This window comes from Mycobacterium sp. NGS64, assembly GCF_059812245.1.
The window spans coordinates 868,414-889,708 of the sequence record NZ_JCALCI010000001.1 but is presented as its reverse complement, the minus strand read 5'-3'; the positions used below and the strand labels follow the sequence as shown (position 1 = coordinate 889,708).

At 70.1% G+C, this 21,295-nt stretch carries 22 protein-coding genes and 1 pseudogene; 17 read left to right on the top strand and 6 right to left on the bottom strand.

Features of this window, described 5'->3' with window-relative positions; all coding sequences use genetic code 11:
• The first annotated feature begins 7 nt into the window (after positions 1 to 7).
• Genes AC5Y4S_RS04420 through AC5Y4S_RS04410 form a run of 3 tightly spaced genes read left to right on the top strand, consistent with a single transcriptional unit; the run spans position 8 to position 4,177 of the window.
• Positions 8 to 1,570 carry a 1,4-alpha-glucan branching protein domain-containing protein gene (locus tag AC5Y4S_RS04420; protein WP_500032148.1) on the top strand — a complete coding sequence of 521 codons (1,563 nt, stop codon included), beginning with the start codon at positions 8 to 10 and terminating at the stop codon, positions 1,568 to 1,570.
• Positions 1,567 to 2,811 (top strand): glycosyltransferase family 4 protein, encoded by a 1,245-nt coding sequence (locus AC5Y4S_RS04415; protein ID WP_500030201.1) that lies wholly within the window; start codon positions 1,567 to 1,569, stop codon positions 2,809 to 2,811. Before AC5Y4S_RS04420 ends, AC5Y4S_RS04415 begins: the two co-directional genes overlap by 4 nt.
• A 10-nt stretch (positions 2,812 to 2,821) precedes the next feature.
• Positions 2,822 to 4,177: a TIGR01777 family oxidoreductase gene (locus AC5Y4S_RS04410; protein WP_500030198.1), complete on the top strand. Its 1,356-nt coding sequence runs from the start codon at positions 2,822 to 2,824 to the stop codon at positions 4,175 to 4,177.
• A gap of 9 nt (positions 4,178 to 4,186) precedes the next feature.
• On the opposite strand, the gene AC5Y4S_RS04405 is transcribed toward AC5Y4S_RS04410, so the two are convergent.
• Positions 4,187 to 4,861, bottom strand: a complete 675-nt coding sequence (locus tag AC5Y4S_RS04405) for a catalase family protein (RefSeq protein WP_500030195.1) — start codon at positions 4,859 to 4,861, stop codon at positions 4,187 to 4,189.
• A gap of 353 nt (positions 4,862 to 5,214) precedes the next feature.
• On the opposite strand from AC5Y4S_RS04405, the gene AC5Y4S_RS04400 reads away from it, so the two are divergent.
• From AC5Y4S_RS04400 to AC5Y4S_RS04350, 11 genes are all read left to right on the top strand, one after another.
• A complete protein-coding gene (locus tag AC5Y4S_RS04400; protein ID WP_500032145.1) occupies positions 5,215 to 5,652 on the top strand; it encodes an STAS domain-containing protein in 438 nt (145 codons plus the stop codon).
• 241 nt (positions 5,653 to 5,893) lie between these two features.
• Positions 5,894 to 6,970: a polyprenyl synthetase family protein gene (locus AC5Y4S_RS04395; protein WP_500032143.1), complete on the top strand. Its 1,077-nt coding sequence runs from the start codon at positions 5,894 to 5,896 to the stop codon at positions 6,968 to 6,970.
• Positions 6,967 to 8,496, top strand: a complete 1,530-nt coding sequence (gene crtI / locus AC5Y4S_RS04390; protein ID WP_500030193.1) for a phytoene desaturase family protein — start codon at positions 6,967 to 6,969, stop codon at positions 8,494 to 8,496. The genes AC5Y4S_RS04395 and crtI overlap by 4 nt, the downstream gene beginning before the upstream one ends.
• Entirely contained in the window at positions 8,493 to 9,434 is a 942-nt protein-coding gene (locus tag AC5Y4S_RS04385) for a phytoene/squalene synthase family protein (protein WP_500030192.1), read from the top strand. The genes crtI and AC5Y4S_RS04385 overlap by 4 nt, the downstream gene beginning before the upstream one ends.
• The gene (locus AC5Y4S_RS04380) at positions 9,431 to 9,754 is read left to right on the top strand and encodes a lycopene cyclase domain-containing protein (RefSeq protein WP_500030190.1); all 324 of its coding nucleotides are present in this window, start codon (positions 9,431 to 9,433) and stop codon (positions 9,752 to 9,754) included. Before AC5Y4S_RS04385 ends, AC5Y4S_RS04380 begins: the two co-directional genes overlap by 4 nt.
• Positions 9,751 to 10,062: a lycopene cyclase domain-containing protein gene (locus AC5Y4S_RS04375; RefSeq protein WP_500030188.1), complete on the top strand. Its 312-nt coding sequence runs from the start codon at positions 9,751 to 9,753 to the stop codon at positions 10,060 to 10,062. The genes AC5Y4S_RS04380 and AC5Y4S_RS04375 overlap by 4 nt, the downstream gene beginning before the upstream one ends.
• A complete protein-coding gene (locus tag AC5Y4S_RS04370) occupies positions 10,049 to 10,774 on the top strand; it encodes a class I SAM-dependent methyltransferase (protein ID WP_500030186.1) in 726 nt (241 codons plus the stop codon). The genes AC5Y4S_RS04375 and AC5Y4S_RS04370 overlap by 14 nt, the downstream gene beginning before the upstream one ends.
• On the top strand, positions 10,771 to 12,279 hold the full coding sequence (locus AC5Y4S_RS04365) for an FAD-dependent oxidoreductase (protein ID WP_500030184.1): 1,509 nt from the start codon (positions 10,771 to 10,773) through the stop codon (positions 12,277 to 12,279). The genes AC5Y4S_RS04370 and AC5Y4S_RS04365 overlap by 4 nt, the downstream gene beginning before the upstream one ends.
• A complete protein-coding gene (locus tag AC5Y4S_RS04360; protein ID WP_500030181.1) occupies positions 12,276 to 13,268 on the top strand; it encodes a Rieske (2Fe-2S) protein in 993 nt (330 codons plus the stop codon). Before AC5Y4S_RS04365 ends, AC5Y4S_RS04360 begins: the two co-directional genes overlap by 4 nt.
• 47 nt (positions 13,269 to 13,315) lie before the next feature.
• On the top strand, positions 13,316 to 13,747 hold the full coding sequence (locus AC5Y4S_RS04355; RefSeq protein ID WP_500030178.1) for a DUF2784 domain-containing protein: 432 nt from the start codon (positions 13,316 to 13,318) through the stop codon (positions 13,745 to 13,747).
• Between the two features lie 52 nt (positions 13,748 to 13,799).
• On the top strand, positions 13,800 to 14,339 hold the full coding sequence (locus AC5Y4S_RS04350; RefSeq protein WP_500030175.1) for a MarR family winged helix-turn-helix transcriptional regulator: 540 nt from the start codon (positions 13,800 to 13,802) through the stop codon (positions 14,337 to 14,339).
• Here AC5Y4S_RS04350 and AC5Y4S_RS04345 read toward each other — a convergent pair.
• Genes AC5Y4S_RS04345 through AC5Y4S_RS04330 form a run of 4 tightly spaced genes read right to left on the bottom strand, consistent with a single transcriptional unit; the run spans position 14,304 to position 17,727 of the window.
• Positions 14,304 to 15,566 carry a glycosyltransferase gene (locus AC5Y4S_RS04345; RefSeq protein ID WP_500030173.1) on the bottom strand — a complete coding sequence of 421 codons (1,263 nt, stop codon included), beginning with the start codon at positions 15,564 to 15,566 and terminating at the stop codon, positions 14,304 to 14,306. The genes AC5Y4S_RS04350 and AC5Y4S_RS04345 overlap by 36 nt on opposite strands.
• 12 nt (positions 15,567 to 15,578) lie before the next feature.
• Positions 15,579 to 16,625, bottom strand: a complete 1,047-nt coding sequence (gene fni / locus AC5Y4S_RS04340) for a type 2 isopentenyl-diphosphate Delta-isomerase (RefSeq protein ID WP_500030171.1) — start codon at positions 16,623 to 16,625, stop codon at positions 15,579 to 15,581.
• Positions 16,622 to 17,125 (bottom strand): TspO/MBR family protein, encoded by a 504-nt coding sequence (locus tag AC5Y4S_RS04335; RefSeq protein ID WP_500030169.1) that lies wholly within the window; start codon positions 17,123 to 17,125, stop codon positions 16,622 to 16,624. The genes fni and AC5Y4S_RS04335 overlap by 4 nt, the downstream gene beginning before the upstream one ends.
• Positions 17,126 to 17,127: 2 nt before the next feature.
• Positions 17,128 to 17,727: an SOUL family heme-binding protein gene (locus tag AC5Y4S_RS04330; RefSeq protein ID WP_500030167.1), complete on the bottom strand. Its 600-nt coding sequence runs from the start codon at positions 17,725 to 17,727 to the stop codon at positions 17,128 to 17,130.
• A 180-nt stretch (positions 17,728 to 17,907) separates the two neighbouring features.
• Here AC5Y4S_RS04330 and AC5Y4S_RS04325 point away from each other — a divergent pair, with 180 nt between their 5' ends.
• Positions 17,908 to 20,151: an MMPL family transporter gene (locus AC5Y4S_RS04325; protein WP_500030165.1), complete on the top strand. Its 2,244-nt coding sequence runs from the start codon at positions 17,908 to 17,910 to the stop codon at positions 20,149 to 20,151.
• On the opposite strand, the gene AC5Y4S_RS04320 is transcribed toward AC5Y4S_RS04325, so the two are convergent.
• Positions 20,102 to 20,575, bottom strand: a complete 474-nt coding sequence (locus AC5Y4S_RS04320) for a MarR family winged helix-turn-helix transcriptional regulator (RefSeq protein WP_500030163.1) — start codon at positions 20,573 to 20,575, stop codon at positions 20,102 to 20,104. The two genes, AC5Y4S_RS04325 and AC5Y4S_RS04320, sit on opposite strands and share 50 nt — an antisense overlap.
• Before the next feature lie 92 nt (positions 20,576 to 20,667).
• Between AC5Y4S_RS04320 and AC5Y4S_RS04315 the strand changes: the two are divergent.
• Together AC5Y4S_RS04315 and AC5Y4S_RS04310 are read left to right on the top strand one after the other, a co-directional pair.
• Positions 20,668 to 20,817 (top strand): annotated as a pseudogene (locus AC5Y4S_RS04315) (MMPL family transporter); the annotation flags it as partial.
• Entirely contained in the window at positions 20,814 to 21,293 is a 480-nt protein-coding gene (locus tag AC5Y4S_RS04310) for a TspO/MBR family protein (protein ID WP_500030161.1), read from the top strand. The pseudogene AC5Y4S_RS04315 and the gene AC5Y4S_RS04310, both read left to right, overlap by 4 nt.
• The last annotated feature ends 2 nt before the right edge of the window (positions 21,294 to 21,295 follow it).

The following is a 21,295-nucleotide window of genomic DNA, read 5'->3' as shown; positions in this document are numbered from 1 at the left end:
TCCCGGCATGTTCACGCTGGTGCTGCACACCCACCTGCCGTGGCTGGCCCACCACGGCCGCTGGCCGGTCGGCGAGGAATGGCTCTACCAGTCCTGGGCGGCGGCCTACCTGCCGCTGCTGCGGGTGCTGCGCACGCTGGCCGACGAGGATCGGCACGGCCTCGTCACGCTGGGCGTCACGCCGGTGGTCAACGCCCAGCTCGACGACCCGTATTGCCTCGACGGCATGCATCACTGGCTCGCGAACTGGCGGCTGCGGGCAACCGAAGCCGCCAGCGTGCGCACGGCCCGCGGCTCGAAGTCGGCGGAGTACGAATCCTGCACACCGGAAGCGTTGCGGGCCTTCGGAATTCGCGAATGCGCCGAGGCCGACCAGGCGCTGGACGACTACGCCACCCTCTGGCGGCACGGCGCCAGCCCGCTGCTGCGCGCCCTGATCGACGCGGGCACGGTGGAGTTGCTCGGCGGCCCGCTGGCCCACCCGTTCCAGCCGCTGCTGAACCCGCGGCTGCGCGAGTTTGCGCTGCGCGAGGGCCTCGCCGATGCGCAGCAGCGGCTGGCACACCTCCCGACCGGCATCTGGGCGCCCGAATGTGCCTACGCCCCCGGCATGGAACACGACTACGCCGCCGCCGGCGTCACGCACTTCATGGTCGACGGCCCGTCACTGCACGGCGACACCGCCCTGGGCCGGCCCGTCGGCGACACCGACGTGGTCGCGTTCGGGCGCGACCTGCAGGTCAGCTACCGGGTGTGGTCGCCGAAATCCGGCTACCCCGGTCACGCGGCCTACCGCGACTTCCACACCTACGACCACCTGACCGGGCTCAAGCCGGCCCGGGTCACCGGGCGCAACGTGCCGTCGGAAGGCAAGGCGCCCTACGACCCCGAGCGTGCCGACCGCGCGGTCGACGCCCACGTCGCCGATTTCGTCGAGGTGGTCCGCGGCCGGCTGTGCAGCGAGTCCGAGCGCATCGGGCGCCCCGCCCACGTCGTCGCCGCCTTTGACACCGAGCTGTTCGGGCACTGGTGGTACGAGGGCCCGACCTGGCTGGCGCGGGTGCTGCGGGCCCTGCCCGCCGCCGGCGTGCGTGTCGGCACCCTGCGCGACGCGATCGACGGCGGATTCGTCGGCGACGCGGTCGCGCTGCCGCCCAGCTCGTGGGGTTCGGGCAAGGACTGGCAGGTGTGGGCCGGCGAGAAGGTGGCCGACCTGGTGCAGCTCAACAATGAGGTGGTCGACACGGCGCTGAGCACGGTCGACAAGGCCTTGTCACACGCGGGGTCGCAGCCGGCGTCGCTGGACGGGCCACTCCCCCGCGATCACGTCGCCGACCAGATCCTGCGCGAGACCCTGCTCACCGTGTCCAGCGACTGGCCGTTCATGGTCAGCAAGGACTCGGCCGCCGACTACGCCCGCTACCGCGCGCACCTGCATGCGCACGCCACCCGCGAGATCGCCGGCGCGCTGGCGTCGGGCCGACGCGACACCGCGCAGCGGCTGGCCGACGGCTGGAATCGCGCCGACGGCCTGTTCGGTGCCCTGGATGCGCGTAGGCTGCCCCGGTGAAGATCCTGATGGTGTCGTGGGAATACCCGCCGGTGGTGATCGGCGGCCTGGGGCGGCACGTGCATCACCTCTCGACAGCGCTCGCCGCCGCCGGCCACGACGTCGTCGTCCTGTCGCGCCGGCCGACGGGCACCGATCCCAGCACCCACCCGTCCTGCGACGAGATCAGCGAAGGCGTCCGCGTTATCGCTGCCGCACACGATCCGCACGAATTCACGTTCAGCAACGACATGATGGCCTGGACACTGGCGATGGGTCACTCGATGATCCGCGCCGGGCTGTCGCTCAAGAAACACGGCAGCGACCGGTCGTGGCGTCCCGACGTCGTGCACGCGCACGACTGGCTGGTCGCCCACCCGGCCGTCGCCCTTGCCCAGTTCTACGACGCGCCAATAGTTTCCACGATTCACGCGACCGAGGCGGGCCGGCATTCGGGCTGGGTCAGCGGCGCGATCAGCCGACAGGTGCACGCGGTCGAGTCGTGGCTGGTGCGCGAATCCGATTCGCTGATCACGTGTTCGGCGTCGATGGCCGACGAGATCACCGAGCTGTTCGGTCCCGGCCTGGCCGAGATCACGGTGATCCGCAACGGCATTGACGCGGCGCGCTGGCCGTTCGCGCCCCGCCGGCCGCGCACCGGCCCGGCCGAGCTGCTCTACCTCGGGCGCCTGGAGTACGAGAAGGGCGTGCACGATGCCATCGCGGCGCTGCCGCGGATCCGGCGCAGCCACCCGGGCACCACCCTGACCATCGCCGGGGAGGGCACCCAGCAGGACTGGCTGATCGAGCAGGCCCGTAAACACCGGGTGCTCAAGGCCATTCGCTTCGTCGGACACCTCGAGCACGCCGAGCTGCTCGCGCTGCTGCACCGGGCCGACGCGGCCGTGCTGCCCAGCCACTACGAGCCGTTCGGGCTCGTCGCCCTGGAGGCCGCCGCGGCCGGCACTCCGCTGGTGACCTCGAACATCGGCGGCCTCGGCGAGGCCGTGATCAACGGCCAGACCGGGGTGTCGTTCCCGCCCCGCGACGTGGCGGCGCTGGCCACGGCCGTCCGCACCGTGCTCGACGATCCCGACGCCGCGCAGCGGCGGGCCCGCGCGGCCCGTGAACGGCTCACCTCCGACTTCGACTGGCGGACGGTGGCAACGGAGACCGCGCAGGTCTACCTGGCGGCCAAGCGCGGCGAGCGGCAGCCGCAGCCACGCCTGCCCATCGTGGAGCACGCGCTGCCGGACCGCTAACGTTCGAGCGATGGGGCTGCAGTATTCGAGCGTCATCGACGCACCGCGCGACGAGGTGTTCGCCTGGCACGCGAGGCCGGGTGCCTTCAACCGGCTCTCGCCGCCGTGGCAGCCCATGCGCATCCTCACCGAGGCCGACTCGCTCGAGAACGGGCGCGCCACGCTCGCGCTGCCCGGGGGGCTGCGTTGGGTGGCCGAGCACCAAGCCGACTCCTACGATCCGCCAAGACGATTCGTCGACGCCATCGGCGGCGGCGGGCCGGCGGCCATGCCGGCGCGGATCGCGGTGCGGTGGCGACACACCCATGACTTCGAGGATGTCGGCGGCAACCGCACGAGGGTCATCGACCGGGTCGACACGCCGGTGCCGGGGTCGTTGCTGCGTCCGATGTTCGCCTACCGGCACCGCCAGCTGGCCGACGACCTGGCCGCGCACCGACTGGCCCGCGAGGCCGGTCTCGGCGCCGCAACCTTTGCCGTCACGGGGGCGTCGGGGCTGGTCGGTTCGGCACTGACCGCGTTCCTGCGCACCGGCGGCCACCGCGTCATCACGCTGGTCCGCGGGACTGCCGGCGGCGACGACGAGCGTCGGTGGAATCCCGACGACCCGGATCCGAACCTGCTGGACGGGGTCGACGCGGTAATCCATCTCGCCGGCGCCTCGATCGCCGGCCGGTTCACCGACGCCCACCGGAATGCGATCCGCGACAGCAGGATCGGCCCGACCCGGCGATTGGCCGAACTGGTGGCCCGAACCCACCCCGCGCCCGCCGCATTCGTCTCGGCTTCGGCGATCGGGTACTACGGCTACGACCGCGGCGACGAATCCCTGACCGAGGACAGCGATCGCGGGGACGGGTTCTTGGCGGACGTCGTCGCCGAGTGGGAGGACGCGACGGCGCCCGCGGAGGCGGCCGGTGCGCGGGTGGTGCGGGTGCGCACCGGCATCGTGCAATCACCCCGCGGCGGCACCCTGAAGTTGATGCGTCCGCTGTTCGGCGCGGGATTGGGCGGACGGCTTGGCGACGGCCGGCAGTGGTTGTCCTGGATCGCGATCGACGATTTGGTCGACGTCTACCACCGCGCGGTGTGGGACACCGACCTGTCGGGTGCGGTGAATGCCGTTGCGCCGCAACCCGTCCGCAACAGTGAGTACACCCGCACCCTCGCCCACGTCGTGCGCCGGCCGGCATTGCTGCCCGTGCCGTCCCTGGGGCCTCGCCTGCTGTTGGGCGAGCAGGGCGCCCGCGAACTTGCGTGCGCCAGCCAGAAAGTGGTTCCCCACAAGCTCACGGCGGCCGGGCACCGGTTTCGCCAGCCCGACCTCGACACCGCCCTGCGGCACCTGCTCGGGCGCGTCCGGTAGTTCAGCGCCTCACTCGGCGTCCCTGCCGTCGCGGCTGCGCCGGTAGGCGCGGGCCCGCAGATCGGCGAGCCAATCGGGGTAGAGGCTCACCCCGGGAGCGGTGTTGGCGACCGGATCGAACGACACGTCCGGCTCGGGGTCAAGGACGCCGGTCAAGCTCAGCCGGGCCAGTGGCGTGAAATCGCCCCGGCCGCAGGCCTGGTCGATCGCAAAGTCGATGCCGGTATTGCCGATGGCCTGCTCGACGCTGTCCAGCGACAGTCCAAAGCCGTTGACATCACTCATGATTCGGGCCCTCAGCCACCAGACGCTGCCCTGATAGCGAAAGGGCATGAGGCTGGTCAGCGTCTGGCCGGACCATGACGTGGTCGGGCGCAGCGCCACGGCCCGGGCCAGCACACCCGAACCCGCAGAGACCAGCAGGATGTCCCACGGTGACGCCGCCACCTGCTGGGGCGCGACGCGGAGCGCCAGGCCGATGAAGTCGGGCAGCACCCCCGGGGTGCCGGCGGCCTTGGAGATTCGGGCGACGACGTCGGAGGACGGGACGGGCAGCCCGTCCGCCGCAGGGGCGACGCGTTCGAGCGAGCCGTGGGCGAGCACGCCGACCGGGTGGAAAAACCGGCGACCGCGCAGTGCGGATCCCCATTGAAAGGGCTTGGCCAGAAGATCAGAAACGTCCACCGGCGCCGGGTTCCCGTTCTCGCCCGCGAGAAACCCCGGCCGCAAGGGGTCCGAAAGCGAACGGGAGGCGGATGCGTCCCGGCCAGAAAACGAATATTTAAGGGACGTTGCCGCGCCAGGGCCCCGGTCGCGCCTGGTTCGCGGGGCGGCCCCGAAAAATCCGCAGTCCCATTCCGCCACGGTGGGGCGGCGCGGCGGCTAGCATGTAAACAAGGTTGAGTTCACAGCTTCTTTTTCGAGCGCGGTGCACGGCGCACCTGCCGCTCCCCCTCACCAGCCGATTGGCGCACCAGATGACTGCTCACCGTCCCATGGATTTACCCCAGGACAAACAACCCGCCAGCTGCCGCTACATGGCCGACTTCGACGGCGCGCGGCTCTACGTTTATGCGCGCAGCCTGGGCACCGTCCTGCGCGTCGACGGCGAGATCGACGCGTCGAATGCCGACCGGTTCGCCCAGGCGATCCGTCGTTTCTCCCGCCTGAAAACCCCGTTGATCCTCGACCTGAGCCAGCTGGATTTTTTGAGCCTTGACGGTTTTCGGGCGCTGCTGTCGCTCAACCACGAGCATCGCCAGGCGCGGGTGCACTGCAGCGTGGTCGCCGGCCCTGCGATGCGCCCGCTGCTGCACATCATCACCGACCACGGTTTGCAGGTGGTGGGATCGGTGGCCGAAGCCCTGCAGCTCCTCGACGACATCGTCAAGGCCAGGCGCCAGTTGCTCTCGGGCATCGTGGCCGATCGGCGACAGCGGCACGAGCCGGCGCAACCCGCCGCCATCCCCTCCTGAAGCCATAACGGCGTCCGGCGACGCACCTCACCGCACGGGCTAGCGACAGCGCACCGCATGTCCGCCAGCACTGGCGTACCGCTCGATCATTCAGTAAGTTAATGTTTCAATAACTTAACTGAGCGGGCGCCGAATCGTTGGCCGCCCGGTGTTTGTTTCGTCACCAGAGGGGTATCAACGCGTGAATCCGAGCCTTTCGAGCCGGCGGCTGGCGGACGTTTCGTGGGAGGCGGTCGGCCCGATGTGCCTGCCCGACAAAGACCAATTGGACGCCTGGCGTATGAGTCTGCGGCGGGCGGTGCTGGATCACGTCACCGGGTTCGTCGCGGAGCGATGCCACGACGCCTTGGGTGACTGCGGGGTCGACGTGGCCGGCGACATCTTGCTGGAGTTCGTCAACGGCGGCAAGTGCCTGCGGTCGATGTTCATGTATCTGGGCTGGTTGTGCGGCCAACGGCCCAGCGAGGCGGCCCTGTCGGCTACCGCCAGCCTCGAGTTGCTGCATGCGTTTGCGCTGTTGCAAGACGATGTGATGGACAACTCGCCGTCGAGGCGAGGGCGCCCGGCCGCGCACCTGCAATTCGCCACGTGGCATCGCCGCCGCGGGCTGTCCGGCTCCTCGCGGCGGTTCGGCGAATCGGCCGCCATCCTGCTCGGCGATCTGTGTTTGATCTGGGCCGAGCAGATGCTGCGCGACAGCGGCCTCGAGCGCCACCACCTCCTCAAGGCATGGCCACGCTACGACGCCATGCGTACCGAGCTGGCGGTGGGCCAATTCGCCGACCTGGCAACGGATATGCGGGACCTACCGACGATGGATGCCGTGCTGGAGGTGGCGCGGCGCAAGTCCGGGAACTACACCGTGCGCCGACCGCTGGAGATCGGCGCCGCGATGGCCGGGTGCGACGTCCGCGTGCTCGACGCGTTAGGCGACTACGGCACCGCCATCGGGGAAGCCTTCCAGCTGCGCGACGACATCCTGGGCATCTTCGGGTCGCCCGCGGTGACCGGGAAGCCCAACGGCGGGGACCTGATCGAGCGCAAGGCCACCAGCGTCGTGGTGGCCGCGCACGAGCTGGCCGACGCGTCGACCCGCCGGCAGTTTCGCCAATTCATGAGCGGCGACCGGCTCGATGAGTCCGCGCTGGACCAGTGGCGGAAACTCATCCTGGCCACCGGGGCGGTGCGGCTGATCGAAGAACTGATCGCCGATCGCGTCGAGGCGGCTCTCAAGGCATTGGACGGCGACATCGTCGACGGCGCGCTGACCGCCGCGCTCGTCGACATGGCGGGCCTGTGCACCCGGCGGGCCGCATGAGCATCCGCACGGTATCCGGGCGCACCGACCACGTCGTCGTGGTTGGCGCGGGCTTCGCGGGGCTTGCCGCCGCGCTGCACCTCGCCGGCCGGGGCCGTCAGGTCACCGTGCTGGAGCGCCAACCCTGGCCCGGCGGCCGGGCGGGCCGGCGCGATGTCGACGGCTACCGCATCGACACCGGCCCGACGGTGCTCACCATGCCGGACATCATCGACGAGGCGTTCGCCGCGGTGGGCGAAACCGCCTCGGACAGAGTCGAATTGCTCCCGGTCGACCCGGCCTACCGGGCGCTGTTCGCCGACGGCAGCGCCATCGACGTGCACACCGACGCCGACCGGATGGCCGCCGCGGTGCGCGAGTTCGCCGGACCACAGCAGGCCGACGGCTACCGGCGGCTGCGCGACTGGCTGAACCGGCTGTATCGCACGGAATTCGACGGCTTCATCGCCGCCAACTTCGACTCCCCGCTGTCGCTGCTGACTCCCCAGCTGGCGCGGTTGGCCGCACTCGGCGGGTTCCGCCGGTGGGACACGATGGTCAAGCGTTACATCGGCGATGCCCGGTTGCGCCGGGTGTTCACGTTCCAGTCGCTCTACGCCGGCGTCGCGCCGCAACACGCCTTGGCGGTGTACGCGGTGATCGCCTACATGGACACGGTCGCCGGGGTGTTCTTCCCGCGTGGGGGCGTGCGGGCGCTGCCCGACGCCCTGGCGGCGGCGGCCGCCGACGCCGGGGTGCGGTTCCGCTACGGGTCGACGGTCACCCGGCTGGAGCGCAGCGGGCAGCGGATCACCGCGGTCCACACCGACCGGGATGCGCGCATCGACTGCGACGCCGTGGTACTGACGACCGAGCTGCCGCAGGCGTACCGCCTGTTGGGCCGGCAACCGCGCCGGATCCTTCCGCTGCGCGCGGCGCCCTCGGCGGTGGTGCTGCACCTGGGCTGCCGCGCCGTCGCGTCGCAGAACGCCCACCACAGCATCCTTTTCGGCTCGGCGTGGGAGCAGACGTTCACCGATATCATCCGCGACGGCCGCCTGATGACCGATCCCTCGCTGCTGGTGACCCGGCCGACGGCCGGCGACCCGAGCCTGGCCCCCGCCGGCCGCGATTTGCTCTACGTGCTGGCGCCGGCCCCCAACCTGTCGCGCGGTGAGATCGACTGGTCGGCCATCGGTGGCGCATACGCGGACTCCCTCCTCGACATCGTGCAGGACCGGCTCTTGCCGGACGTGCGCGACGACGCCCGACTGCTGCACGTCGACACCCCGGCCGACTGGGCCGGCCAGGGCATGGCCGCCGGCACACCGTTCGCGTGGGCCCACACATTCGCCCAGACCGGGCCCTTCCGGCCGGCGAACACCGTGCGCGGCATCGAGAACGCGGTGCTGGCCGGGTCGTCGACCTTGCCCGGGGTGGGCGTGCCGACCACGCTGATCTCCGGGCGGTTGGCGGCCGACCGCATCACCGGCGCCCCAGCGCGGACGACGACCCGAACGCTCGACCTGAAAGCGGGATCGCGATGATCCGGACCGAATTGGACGCCGCCGGAATCGACGAAGACCGGCTGCGCGCGGCCTATCGGCGGTGCCGGCGGATCGCCGCCGAGAACGGCCGCACCTACTTCCTCGCCACCCGGTTGCTCGCTCCCGACCAGCGCCCGGCGGTGCACGCGTTGTACGGCTTCGCCCGCCACGCCGACGACATTCTCGACGAGCTCAACCCGGCTCTGGACGTCTCCGAGCGGGCGGACCGGCTGCAGCGGCTGTCGGATCGGTTCTTCGACGGGGGCGACCACCACGACGAGCCCATCCTCGCCGCCGTCGGTGACACCGCGCGTCGCTACGGGATTCCCGCGGACCTGTTCGCGGATTTTCTGGAATCCATGCGCATGGATCTCACCGTCACCGACTATCCGGACCGGGCGGCGCTGAACCGATACATGCGTGGCTCGGCGGAAGTCATTGGCCTGCAGATGCTTCCGGTGCTGGGGACCGCCGGCCCGGCCGTCACCGCCGACGACGCCGCGCCGTACGCGGCGGCGCTGGGGCGCGCGTTTCAGCTCACCAACTTCCTGCGCGACGTCGACGAAGACTTGGCGCGGAACAGGATCTACCTGCCGGCCGACGAACTCGCCGCCTTCGGCGTGGACCGGGAACTGATGATGTGGTGTCACGTTCACCGGCGCACCGATCCCCGCGTCCGGTCCGCCCTCGCGGCTCAGCACCAGATCACCCGCGAGATCTACCGTTTCGCCGCCGACGGGATCACCCTGCTGGCGCCCCGCTCCCGGCCGTGCGTGGCGACCGCGTTGACGCTGTACTCCGAAATCCTGGATCGCATTGAGGCCAGCGATTTCTCGGTGTTCACACACCGGGCCACCGTCGGCACGGCGCGGCGGCTTCGGGTCGCCGGTGGCGCCCTGGTCCGGTCGTGGCGGGCCAGGATGGGGACCGCGTCGTGAGCGACCGGTGGCAGTACCTGATCGTCCTGGGCCTGTGCCTGGCGATCACCGCGCCACTCGAGCTGTTCGGCGCCGGTGTCTACCGCCAACCGCGCCGCCTGGCCCGCGCGGTCATTCCGGTCGCGGCGGTGTTCCTCGCCTGGGACGCGGTGGCCGTCGCCAACGGGGTGTGGACGTACAACTGCGAATACATCACCGGCCTGCACATCCCGTTCGGGGTGCCGATCGAGGAAGCGCTGTTCTTCCTGGTGATTCCGGTGTGCGCCGTGCTGACCTACAACGCGGTGACCGCAATACTCGAAAGGGGCAGGCGCCGATGATCGGGCTCGGCTACACGGTGCCGGCCGTGGCGGCCGTCCTGGTCGTTCTCGCGCTGGAGTTTGCGCTGTTGCGCACCAACCTGTTTCGGCGGCCGGCCTACTGGGTGTCGATGGTGATCGTGCTCGGCTTTCAGGTTCTGGTCGACGGCTGGCTGACGAAACGCAGCGCCCCGATCGTGATCTACAACGAGCGGCACACCGGCGGTGTGCGGTTTCCGTTCGACATTCCCGTCGAGGACTTCCTGTTCGGCTTCGCGCTGGTCACCGCGGTGCTGCTGCTGTGGGAGAGACAACGTGCGCGCCGATAAGGCGGGCCTGCCCCGCCACGAGGTGCCCGGCGCCTTCGACGCCGGCGCCGCGGCGTACGACCGGCTGGTCGGCGCCAACCCGTCCTACCACGCGAACCTGGCGCTGTCGGCGCGCCGCATGCGGCTGCGCGGACGCGGCCGGGGCCTACGTCTGCTCGACGCGGGCTGCGGCACCGGCGCGTCGACGGCCGCGCTGCTGGCGGCGGCGCCCGAGGCGGAGATCGTCGCGGTTGACGCCGCGAACGGAATGCTCGATGTGGCACGGGCGAAGGCGTGGCCGCCGTCGGTGCGGTTCGTGCACGCCCGCGTCGAAGAACTAGAGGAATGCGGCGTCACCGGCCCGTTCGACGCCATCCTGGCCGCCTACCTGCTGCGCAACCTCGCCGACCCGGACGGTCAGCTCTCGGCGTTTCGCACCCTGCTCGCCCCCGGCGGCACCCTGGTGATGCACGAGTATTCGGTGCGCGATTCGGTCGCGGCGACGTTGGTCTGGCACGCGGTGTGTTGGGGCATCATCGTCCCCGCCGGCTGGTGGCATACCCGGGACACGGCGCTCTACCGGCACCTGTGGCGCAGCGTCCTCGCGTTCGACGGGGCGGCGCGGTTGCGGCGCCGGATGCGCGACGCCGGGTTCACCGAGGTGCACAGCGAGACGATGCCCGGGTGGGAGCACAACGTCGTCCACACGTTCGTCGGGGAGGCGCCGCGATGACCGACCGCCGCCGGCGCGTCCACCCCGCCACACCCGGCCTGGCCGACGCCGGCGCGCTGTCGTCGCGGCCGCGCGCCGTCGTCGTGGGCGCCGGGATCGCCGGCCTGACGGCCGCCACCGCGCTCGCCGAACGCGGCGTCTGCGTCGACGTCCTCGAACGCGAGGACTACCTCGGCGGCCGGGTGGGCGGCTGGACCGAACACCACGACGGCGTCGAGTTCGCGATGAACCGCGGATTCCACGCCTTCTTCCGCCAGTACTACAACCTGCGCGCGCTGCTCCGCCGGGTCGATCCGCGGCTGCGCATGCTCGCCCCCGTCAGCGACTACCCACTGATCGACGGCGCCGGACGGCGCGACACCTTCCGCGGACTGCCACGCAACCCGCCCTGGAACGCGCTGGCATTCGCCTTGCGCAGCCCGACCTTTTCGCTCGGCGACCTGGTGCGCATCAACGGCCGGGCCGCCGCACCGCTGGCGGCGGTGTCGGTACCCGACATCTACCGGCGGCTCGACCACATCGACGCGGAAACCTTCCTCAAGAGCATCAACTTTCCCGGGTCCGCGCGCCACCTGGCGTTCGAGGTGTTCTCCCGCAGCTTCTTCGCCGAACCGGCACAATTGTCCGCCGCGGAGCTGGCGACCATGTTCCACATCTATTTCCTCGGTTCCAGCGAGGGCCTGATCTTCGACGTCGCCGCCGCGAACTTCCAAGTGAGCCTGTGGAATCCGCTGCATGACTACCTGCGCGAGCGGGGCGTTCGAGTGCACCTCGGCACGCAAGCGTCCTGTGTCACACCCGGAGCCACGAAAGCCTTTGACGTCCATACCGAGTCGGGCGATCGGTACGACGCGGACGCGGTGGTGCTGGCGCTCGACGTGGGCGGCCTGCAGCGCGTGGTGGCGGCGTCCGCCGGCCTCGGCGACGATCCGTGGCGCGCCCGGATACGCCGGCTGCGCGCCGCGCCGTCCTTCGTGGTGCACCGGCTATGGCTCGAGAAGGCCGTCGATTCGGACCGGCCCGCTTTTCTCGGCACGGCCGGTCATCCGCCCGTCGACAACATCAGCGTGCTGGAGCGCTACGAACGGGAGGCCGCGGTGTGGGCACGCCAACACCGCGGGTCGGTCGTCGAATTGCACTCGTACGCGGCCAGTTCCCAATCCCCCGATCGGGCCGCGATCGGCCGGCTGCACCAGTTGTATCCCGAAACGGCCGGGGCCCGGGTCGCTTACGAACGCGTGCTGCGCCGCGACGACTGCCCCCTGTTCGCACCGGGAACCTTCCCGCACCGGCCGACCGTAACCACGCCGCAGCCCGGGCTGGTGCTGGCCGGCGACGGGATCCGTGTCGACCTGCCGGTCGCGCTGATGGAACGGGCGGCCACCACCGGATGGTCGGCCGCCAACCAGCTGCTGGCGTCGTGGGGCATCGCCGGCCACGCGCTGTGCACCGTCCCCACCCGCGGGCGGTCCGCGTTGCTGCGGTCACTGGCGCGGCCGCGATGAGCGCCGGCGACCGCTTGCGCCGGCGCTGGAAAGACTGGCCGGTCGGCGTAATCCCGCGTGTCTCATGGACACAGCAGCGCCCGACCTACCGCGACGCGCAGCCGGGCATCATCAACGCCGCTTTGGCGCGGTCGGGGCGCCGGGCGACCGGAAACTGGTTCGCGTTCGCCGCGAGCCGCGATGTGCGCACCGGTCACGCCCACGGCGCGCGGGTCGCCGGCATCGACCTGGTGGCCTGGCGCGACGAGCACGGCCGGCTGCGGGTCGGTCCGGCCACCTGCCCGCACCTGGGCGCCGACCTGGCCACCGGCCTGGTGCGCAAGGGCGTCCTGTACTGCCGATGGCACGGGCTGGCGCTTGACGGCAAAACGTGCGAATTGCGTTGGCAGCCGTTGCCCAGCCACGACGACGGCGCGCTGGCGTGGGTGCGACTCGATTCGGTTGGGACAGAGGCCCCGACAAATCGGCCGGTCGTCGTGCCGAGGCCTGCCGTTGACACCCTGACGGCGGTCACCCGAGTGGTCGGTCGCTGCGAACCGTCCGACATCGTCGCCAACCGGCTCGACCCCTGGCACGGCGCGTGGTTCCACCCCTACTCGTTCACCCGGCTGGAGGTGCTCACCACCCCCACCGAGGAGGACGACCGCTTCCTGGTCTCGGTCACCTTCCGGATGGGTCGCCTCGGCGTGCCCGTCATCGCCGAATTCACCGCCCCCGACGCGCGCACGGTCGTCATGCGCATCATCGAGGGCGAGGGGACGGGAAGTGTCGTCGAAACCCACGCAACCCCAATGGGTTTGGGGGGTGACGGCGTGCCGCGCGTTGCCGTCCTGGAGGCCACCGTCGCGACATCGCAACGCCCGGGTTTCAAGACGGCGCGCCGGGCGGGCCCATTGATCACACCGCTGATGCGCTACGCCTCGAACCGGCTGTGGCGCGACGACCTGGCCTACGCCGAACGCCGGTATCGACTTCGCACGGTTGGCTAGCATGGACCTACCCCAGCACGGGCCGCCGGCGGAAGTCCGAACCAACGATGACGAAAGCGCAGTTCGCCTGCTTTAAGTCCCTCGCGATGGTCAGCGTGGGCGCGCACTTCGCCTACCTCTGCTACGTGCCCTGCGGTGGTTTCCTCGCGCTGCGGTGGCCCCGCACCGTCTGGCTGCACCTGGCGAGCGTGTGCTGGGGCCTGGCGGTCGTGACGCTGCCCGTGCCGTGTCCGCTAACTTCGCTGGAAGATTGGGCACGATTACGTGCCGGCATGGCGCCACTGCCCAGCACCGGGTTCGTCGACCATTACGTCGCGGGTGTGGTCTACCCGGCCGGCCGAACCGGTACCGTGCAGACCATCGCCTTTCTCGCCGCCGTGACGTCATGGATCGCCCTGGCGAAAAGGCGCCGGAACTCGAGAAGTGGTCAGGCGACGGCTCCGGTAGGTTCTTTCCCGGCGCGCAGCACGTCGCGCTAGGTCCCCGACAGGGGCACGGATACGCTGGTGGTCTGATGAAGGGTGCGGGTAGGTGAGCAAGCGCCGCGCGCAAGATCCGCCCGGCCGGGATGAGCTGGAACGGCAGTTGTCGGCCGACATGCGAGCGATCACGGCGCAATCCGATCGCATCGGCCGCCATTTCGCGCGCACGAACGAGGTCGGCAGCAGCGATTTTCACGCCCTCCTGCACATCATGGTCAGCGAGACCGCGGGAAAACCGTTGACCCTGGCCGAATTGCGGCAGCGCATGGACGTCTCCCCCGCGGCGATCACCTATCTCGTCGATCGGATGATCGAAGCGGGCCACATTCGGCGCGAGGCGGACCCCGAGGACCGACGAAAGTGGTTGCTGCGCTACGAGGAAAGTGGCATGACGCTGGCGCACGCGTTCTTCCGGCCGCTCGGTCTTCACCTCAGCAAGGCCATGGCGGACTTGAGCGATAAGGATTTGATCGCCGCTCATCGGGTTTTCACGGCGATGATCGCGGCGATGTCGACGTTCGAGGACGAGCTTTCCGAGGGGCCGGCCAGACCGTCAGCGGGCGCCCGGCGGCAAAAGGCCGCGCCGTAGCACCCCGTGCAGTAGGCGCTGCTCGATGAGGTCCGCACCATGGGCCACGCCGCCGGTCGCGGCGAAACCGGCGGCCACCCGGCGCGCGCCCGCCGCCATGGCCGTCGCCTCGCGCACGGCGAGGCGCAGGCGCGCCGCGGTCAGCCTCTTGGCCGGCAGCCGCGTCCCGCAGCGGGCCACCTGTACGCGGCGCGCCACTTCGGCCTGATCGCGGGCGAAGGGCACCGCGCAGACCGGGACACCCCGCCCCAGGGCCTTCACCGTGGTGCCCATCCCGCCGTGGGTGACGGCGCAGACCGCGCGGTCGAGGACCGCGCCGTGGGGCGCAAAGCGGCACACCGTGGCGTTGGAGGTTCGCGGGAGCCCGTCGGGCACACCTGCGGGGAACGTCGCGACGACGTGGACCGGTTCAGCGGCCAACGCCTGCAAGGCGATTCGGCCCAGTTTGGCGTCGGCCTGTGCGATCGAGGAGGTGCTGACCAAAACGATGGGCCGGTCGATGCCGGTGATCCACCCCGGCGCGGCGGCGGGGGCGGGCTCGAACTCACACGCACCGATGAAATGCGCGTGGCCCCAATCGGGATGCGGATACTCGAACGGCTCACCACCGACCGCCAACATCAGCGGCGCCCGGCGCATCAGCCCATCCACCGACTTCACCTGCGGCAGCCCGAGTTCCGCGCGGACGGCGTTGACCCGGGGCACGATCCGGCGGTCGAACAGGTGGCGCACGAATGGGCGCATGGACGCGTCTCGGACCATCCCGACCGGGCCGGGCAGCGGGCGCAGGCCGGGGCCGAACGGCGGCGCCGAGCGAGACCTCAGGTAGGGCGTGAACGGCGAAAACACCAGCCACGGAACGCCGCTCGCCTCGGCCATCGCCATGGCTCCCCAGCAGTTCGCGTCGACCAGCACCGCGTCGGGGCGGACCCGCGCCAGCGCGCGACGAAGATCATCGACCTCGATCACCGCGCGTCGGCACAGCACCTCGATCGTCTCCTTGAGGACCCCTAACGCGTTGGGCGCCAGCCAATCCCGGCCCGCGATGGCCTCGATTCGCGAATCAACGGCATCGGCGTCGATGCCGGCGGCGCGCATGGCGGAAACCCCGCCGGCCAGGGTCAGCAGGTGAACTCGATGGCCCCGCCCGACCAACTCGGTCAGCAGCGCCGCCATGGGGTAGGCGTGACCGAGCGCGGGCGATCCGTACGCCAGTATCACCGCCATCCGCCGCCACCGCTACGAAAGAGGCGTCAGGCCAACGCCTCGCAGCTCGTTCAGGTCGGCCGCGCCGCACCCGTGCAGGCAGATGCGGAACTCGTCGATGAATCGCTGCAGCCAGGCCGTCGCCGCGGCCGGCGACTCGATCGCCGCGGATAAGAGCGGCCGGGCGACGGCCACCACGTCGGCGCCCAGCGCCAGCGCCTTGGCCGCGTCCATGCCGGTCCGGATTCCGCCCGAGGCGACCAGCGGGATGTCCGGCAGCGCCGCCCGCACCTCCCCGATCGCCTGCGCTGTGGGTATGCCCCAGTCCGCCAGGTCCGGGTAGCGCACTTCGCCGTACCGCACCAATTGCTCGACGCGCGACCACGAGGTGCCGCCGGCGCCGGCCACATCGATGGCCGCCACCGGCAGCTCCCCGGACACCCGCAGCAGCTGGCCGATCGCCGCACCGCCAATCCCGTGACCGACCTCCTTCAACAGCACCGGGTAGCCCAGCATGCCGGCCACGTCGTGCAGCCGGTCCAGCGATCCGGCGAAGTTCGTGTCGCCATCGCGCTGGATGGCCTCCTGCAGCGGATTCGTATGCACCGCAAGCGCATTCGCCCCCACCCGGTCCAGGGCTTGAACGATGTCAGGCACCGCGTCCTTAGTGAACTGGGAAAGGCCGATGTTGCCCAGCAACAGCACGTCCGGCGCCACGTCGCGCACCGAGAAACTAGAGGCGGCCCGCTCCCCCAGCGCGCTGTCCAGCATCACCCGCTGCGAGCCCAGCATCATTCCGATGCCGAGCCGTTGCGCGGCCGCGGCCAGGTTGCGGTTGATGGTGCCCGACAGCTTCGCCCCGCCGGTCATGGCGCCGATCAGAATCGGAGCCCGCAACCGCGCGCCGAGAAATTCGGTGCGCAGGTCGATGTCGGCAAGGCTGGTCTGCGTCAGGGCGTTGTAGGGCAGAGCGTAGCGTTCCAGGCCGGTCGTCAGGCCGTGATAACCTACGTCGCCGTCGAGGCACACGTCGATGTGACGGCGCTTGCGGGTGGTCATCTCGCCGCGGTCGGCCGTCATGGCGCGTCGATCCTGCGGCGGCGGTTCAGCAGCCAGATGTGGGCGGACAGGGCGAAGGCGAACAAGCACCAGGCGGGATAGGCCGACAGCCACACCGCGCGCCTCCCGCGCACGGCGATGGCGCGCCGGGTGAGGTCGGCGCTGCTCGCGGTCAGCGCGGCGTTCACCGCCACCGCCGCCCCGAGGTGGCGTCGGTTGAAGAACACCCACGACCAGCCGGCGTTCAGCAGGAGGTTGATCACCAGAGCACCGAGGTAGGAGCGGGCCGCCGGCGCGTTCCCGCCGTCGCGCAGCCGGTCGAGGGTGACCGCGGACACCGCCGCGATGTCGGCGTACAAGGCCGGCCAGATCACGGGAAACGCCGACCGCGGCGGCTGATAGGTGGGTTTGCGCAGTTGGCGGTACCACACCGACTGGGCTGCCGGGCGGGTCGCCAGGCCACCCGCCGTCGCCGTCCCGATCACGGCCGCGGCGGTGCCAATGAGTGTCGATGGGCGCATGGTCAGGCGCTCGGCTCCACCGGCACGGCAATCTCGTTGCGGCGCAGCGCCGGAACGGTCCAGGGCGGATCGTAGAACCAGGCGGTCGGCGTGTCGACGGCCTCGAATCCGGTCTCGCGCAGCGCGGTCATCAATCTGGAGGTGTGCGCAGCGATGGCTCGGCGGCTGCGGCTGCCCGTGAAGCGGTGCACCGCAACCGTTTCCGGCGGCACGGTCGCCAGCCGGACTTCTCCGTCGTCAGGCTCGGGCAGCGAGTCCAGCGTCTTTTCGGCGGGCATGAAAAATCGGATCACCCATCGGCGCTCGCCCGCCGCCTCCTGGGCCACCGGGGCGGTCATCGCGATCTTCTCCTGGACGCGGTTGCCACCGAATATGTAACCGGCGAGTCGGCGAAACCCGGCGTAGCGGGCTGCCTCTTCGTCCGCGACGACGGTCGTCTCCGCGGCGATCCGGGCACCGTAGTGCCGGAGCTCGACGTCCCGGGTCAGCTGCTCCGCGGTGTAGTCCGGCTCCTTGGTGCCGTGGCGGTAGCCGACCACCGACCCCGCCGCATCTATCACCCCGCCGATCATGGCTCCCATCGACCCGAACACACCGCTCACCTCGTTCCTTGCGTATCGGGTAGTACCCAGTCCCGCGCCGGGCAATCCTTCATCCCCGGCCGCCAGCCTAGTGCAACTTCCGAATTTATTTAAGTACTTGAATGGTTAAGAATCTTAACGTAATCTCGAGTAGGAGCGCCGGCCCAGCCCATTTAGCGCGGATCACCACGAGGGCGGTACATGCTAACGCGAATCGCCCGACTCGCCGTCGCCGCGCCGAGACGGATCATCGGCATCACCGTCGTATTCATGATTGCCGCAGCGGTTTTCGGCATACCGGCCGCGTCCAGGCTGTCCGCCGGAGGATTTCTCGACCCGGCATCCGAATCGGCCCGCGCCGCCGCGACGCTGGCCGAGAAGTTCAACCAGGGCGGCATGGATTTGGTTGTGCTGGTGAGTTCGTCGGGCGGCGCCGGAGACGAGGCCGCACAGGCCGTCGGCACCGACATTGTCCAGCAGCTTTCCCAATCGCCCTTCGTCGCACAGGTGACCTCACCCTGGGCCGCGCAGGCCAATCCGGGCTTGTTCAGCGCCGACGGCAAGACGGCGATGATCCTGGCAGCACTCAAGGGCGACGAAAACAGCGCACCCGACCACGCCCGGACGCTGGCGGAGCGTTTCACGCGCGACCATCAAGGCGTCACGGTGCAAGCGGGAGGGTCGGCACTGGTCTACCAACAAGTCAACCAGCAGACCGAAAAAGACCTGCTGCGGATGGAAATGATCGCGATACCGCTGAGCTTCGTCGCGCTGGTGTGGGTCTTCGGCGGAATACTCGCGGCGGCACTGCCCGTGGCCGTGGGCGGAGTCGCGATCCTCGGTTCGCTCGCGGTGTTGCGGGCGATCGCCCTGGTCACCAACGTGTCGATCTTCGCTCTCAACGTGACGGCGGCGTTGGGATTCGCCCTGGCCGTCGACTACACGTTGCTGATCATCAGCCGGTACCGGGACGAACTGGCGCAGGGGGCCGGCCACGACGAGGCGCTGGTGAGGACCGCGACGACCGCCGGCCGTACCGTGCTGTTCTCGGCGATCACGGTGGCCCTGGCACTGGCCGCAACCGCGCTGTTCCCGATGTACTTCCTCAAGTCCTTCGCCTACGCCGGCACCGCGGTGGTGGCGTTCGCCGCCTTGGCGGCGACGGTCCTGGCGCCGGCGACGATCGCGTTGCTCGGCGACCGGCTCGACGCGCTCAACATCTGGACGCTGGGCCGCCGGCTCCTCCGGCGCCCCGCGCCCCCGCCGCAGACCTTGGAACGCAGCGCCTGGTATCGGATCGCCAAAGCCGTGATGCGCCAGGCGATCCCGGTCGGTTTGGCGATCACCGCCGTACTGCTCGCGCTGGGCGCACCGTTCCTGGGCGTCAGGTGGGGTTATCCCGACGATCGGGTACTGCCGACGTCCTCGTCGGCGCGGGCCGTGAGCGACCGAATCCGCAGCGACTTCCGCACCGGTAATGAGATCAAGCTCGTCCTCCCCGACACAGCCGGCCTCACCACCACCGACCTGGACGCCTACGCCATGCGGTTGTCCCTCGTTGCCGATGTCGCGGCGGTATCCGCGCCGACCGGCACCTTCGTCGCCGGGAAGCCGAGCGGCCCGCCGTCGGCCCCAAGCGGAATGGCAACCGGCAGCGCCTATCTGACCATTGACAGCGCCGCGCCCCTCTACACCGCGGCGTCCGAGGCGCAATTGGACCGGCTGCACGCGATCGCGCCGCCGCGACACCACCCGGCGCAGTTCACCGGGATGGCGCAAACGAATCGTGACTGCGTGCTCGGCATTACCACCCGCTTGCCGTTGGTATTCGGATTCATCGGCCTCGTGACACTGGTGCTGCTTTTCCTCCTCACCGGCAGCGTGCTCCTGCCGATCAAGGCGGTACTGCTCAACATGGTCTCGCTCACGGCCGCGTTCGGCGCCCTGGTCTGGATCTTTCAGGACGGGCACCTGGGCGCGGCCGGCACCACGTCGACCGGCACCCTGGCGGCGAACGTCCCGGTGCTGATGTTCTGCATCGCGTTCGGATTGTCGATGGACTACGAAGTCTTCCTGCTTTCCCGGATCCGCGAGTATTGGCTGGACTCACCCCGAACGCGTGCGGACAACGACGAAAGCATCGCGCTGGGGCTGGCGCGCACCGGCAGGGTGATCACCGCCGCGGCGCTGCTGATGTCGATCTCGTTCGCGGCCCTGATTTCCGCCGGGGTTTCCTTCATGCGCATGTTCGGGCTGGGCCTGACCATCGCGGTCCTGGCCGACGCGACGCTGGTGCGAATGGTGCTGGTGCCGGCGTTCATGCACGTGCTCGGCGGCCGGAACTGGTGGGCGCCCGACGCGCTGGCGCGATGGCACCGTCGAACGTTCAGTGACGTCAACTCAATTCGCGCTGGAAGTGGCGCATTGCGGCGATCAGCGCGGTGAAGACACGGTGGGCAGCGGCCAAATCCGCGTCGGGCAGGTCGCCCAGCGCGGTTCGGGTGTGCAGTCCCAGTGGGGTGAAGAACGAGCGGGCGGTGTCCAGCCCGGGATCCGAGTAGCGCAGGATGACCTTTCGGCGGTCCTCGGCGTGCGTGTCGCGCCGGATGTGGCCGGAATTGATCATCCGCTCCACGAGGTAGGTGATCGCCGCCGCCGAGAGGCCCATCTTCTGTCGTAACTCCCCCGACGTGAGCGGCGCCCCCGCCGTTTCGGCGACCAGAATATGCAGCAAGGCGCGAAAGTCGCTGGGGCCCAATTGGTGCGCCGCGGCGAAGACGCGACCCATCTGGTCGGATTCGGCGGTCAGGGCACGCGCGTCGGCCGCGATCAGCGCCTCGAGCCGAACACGGTCGGTGGTGGCTTCCATCAGAATCGCAGCATACCGCGCCGAAGCGGGATTGTTAACTTGATTAATGGTTAAATGACTGAAATACTTGTGGCGTGAGTTGGGACGATCCGCTGACGCGGCTGGGCATTATCGTCGGCCTCGGCATCCTGCTCGACACCTTCGTCGTGCGCACCCCGGTCATCCCCGTGCTGTTGACCCTCGTCGGCGACCGCAGCTGGTGGCCCACCGATCCCGCCCGACCGAAAGGAAGCAGAGCGTGAGACCGTCGATTGTGGCCGCGACCGCCCTCGCCGTCGCCGTTGCCGCCGGCACCGGAAGCATCGCCAGCCCGAACCGCGTGCCCGCCTGGTACTCCCGGCTTCGCAAGCCGCCCTATCAGCCGCCCGGCGCCGCCTTCCCCGTCGTCTGGACCGCGCTCTACACCGATATCGCGGCGACGTCCGCGGTGGCCATCGACCGGTTGCGCGCGGCCGGGCGCCACGACGATGCGCGCCGCTACGCCGCGGCGCTGGGGCTGAACCTGTCGCTGAACGCCGGATGGAGCTGGCTGTTCTTCCGCTATCACAAGCTCGGCGCCTCCGCGCTCGGCGCCGCGGCGCTGGCAGCCAGCAGCGCCGACCTCGCCCGCCGGGCCGCGCAGGCGGACGGCAGGGCGGGAGCGGCGCTGTCCCCCTATCCGCTGTGGTGCGCCTTCGCCACCGTCTTGTCCACCCACATCTGGCGACTCAACCGCTGAAT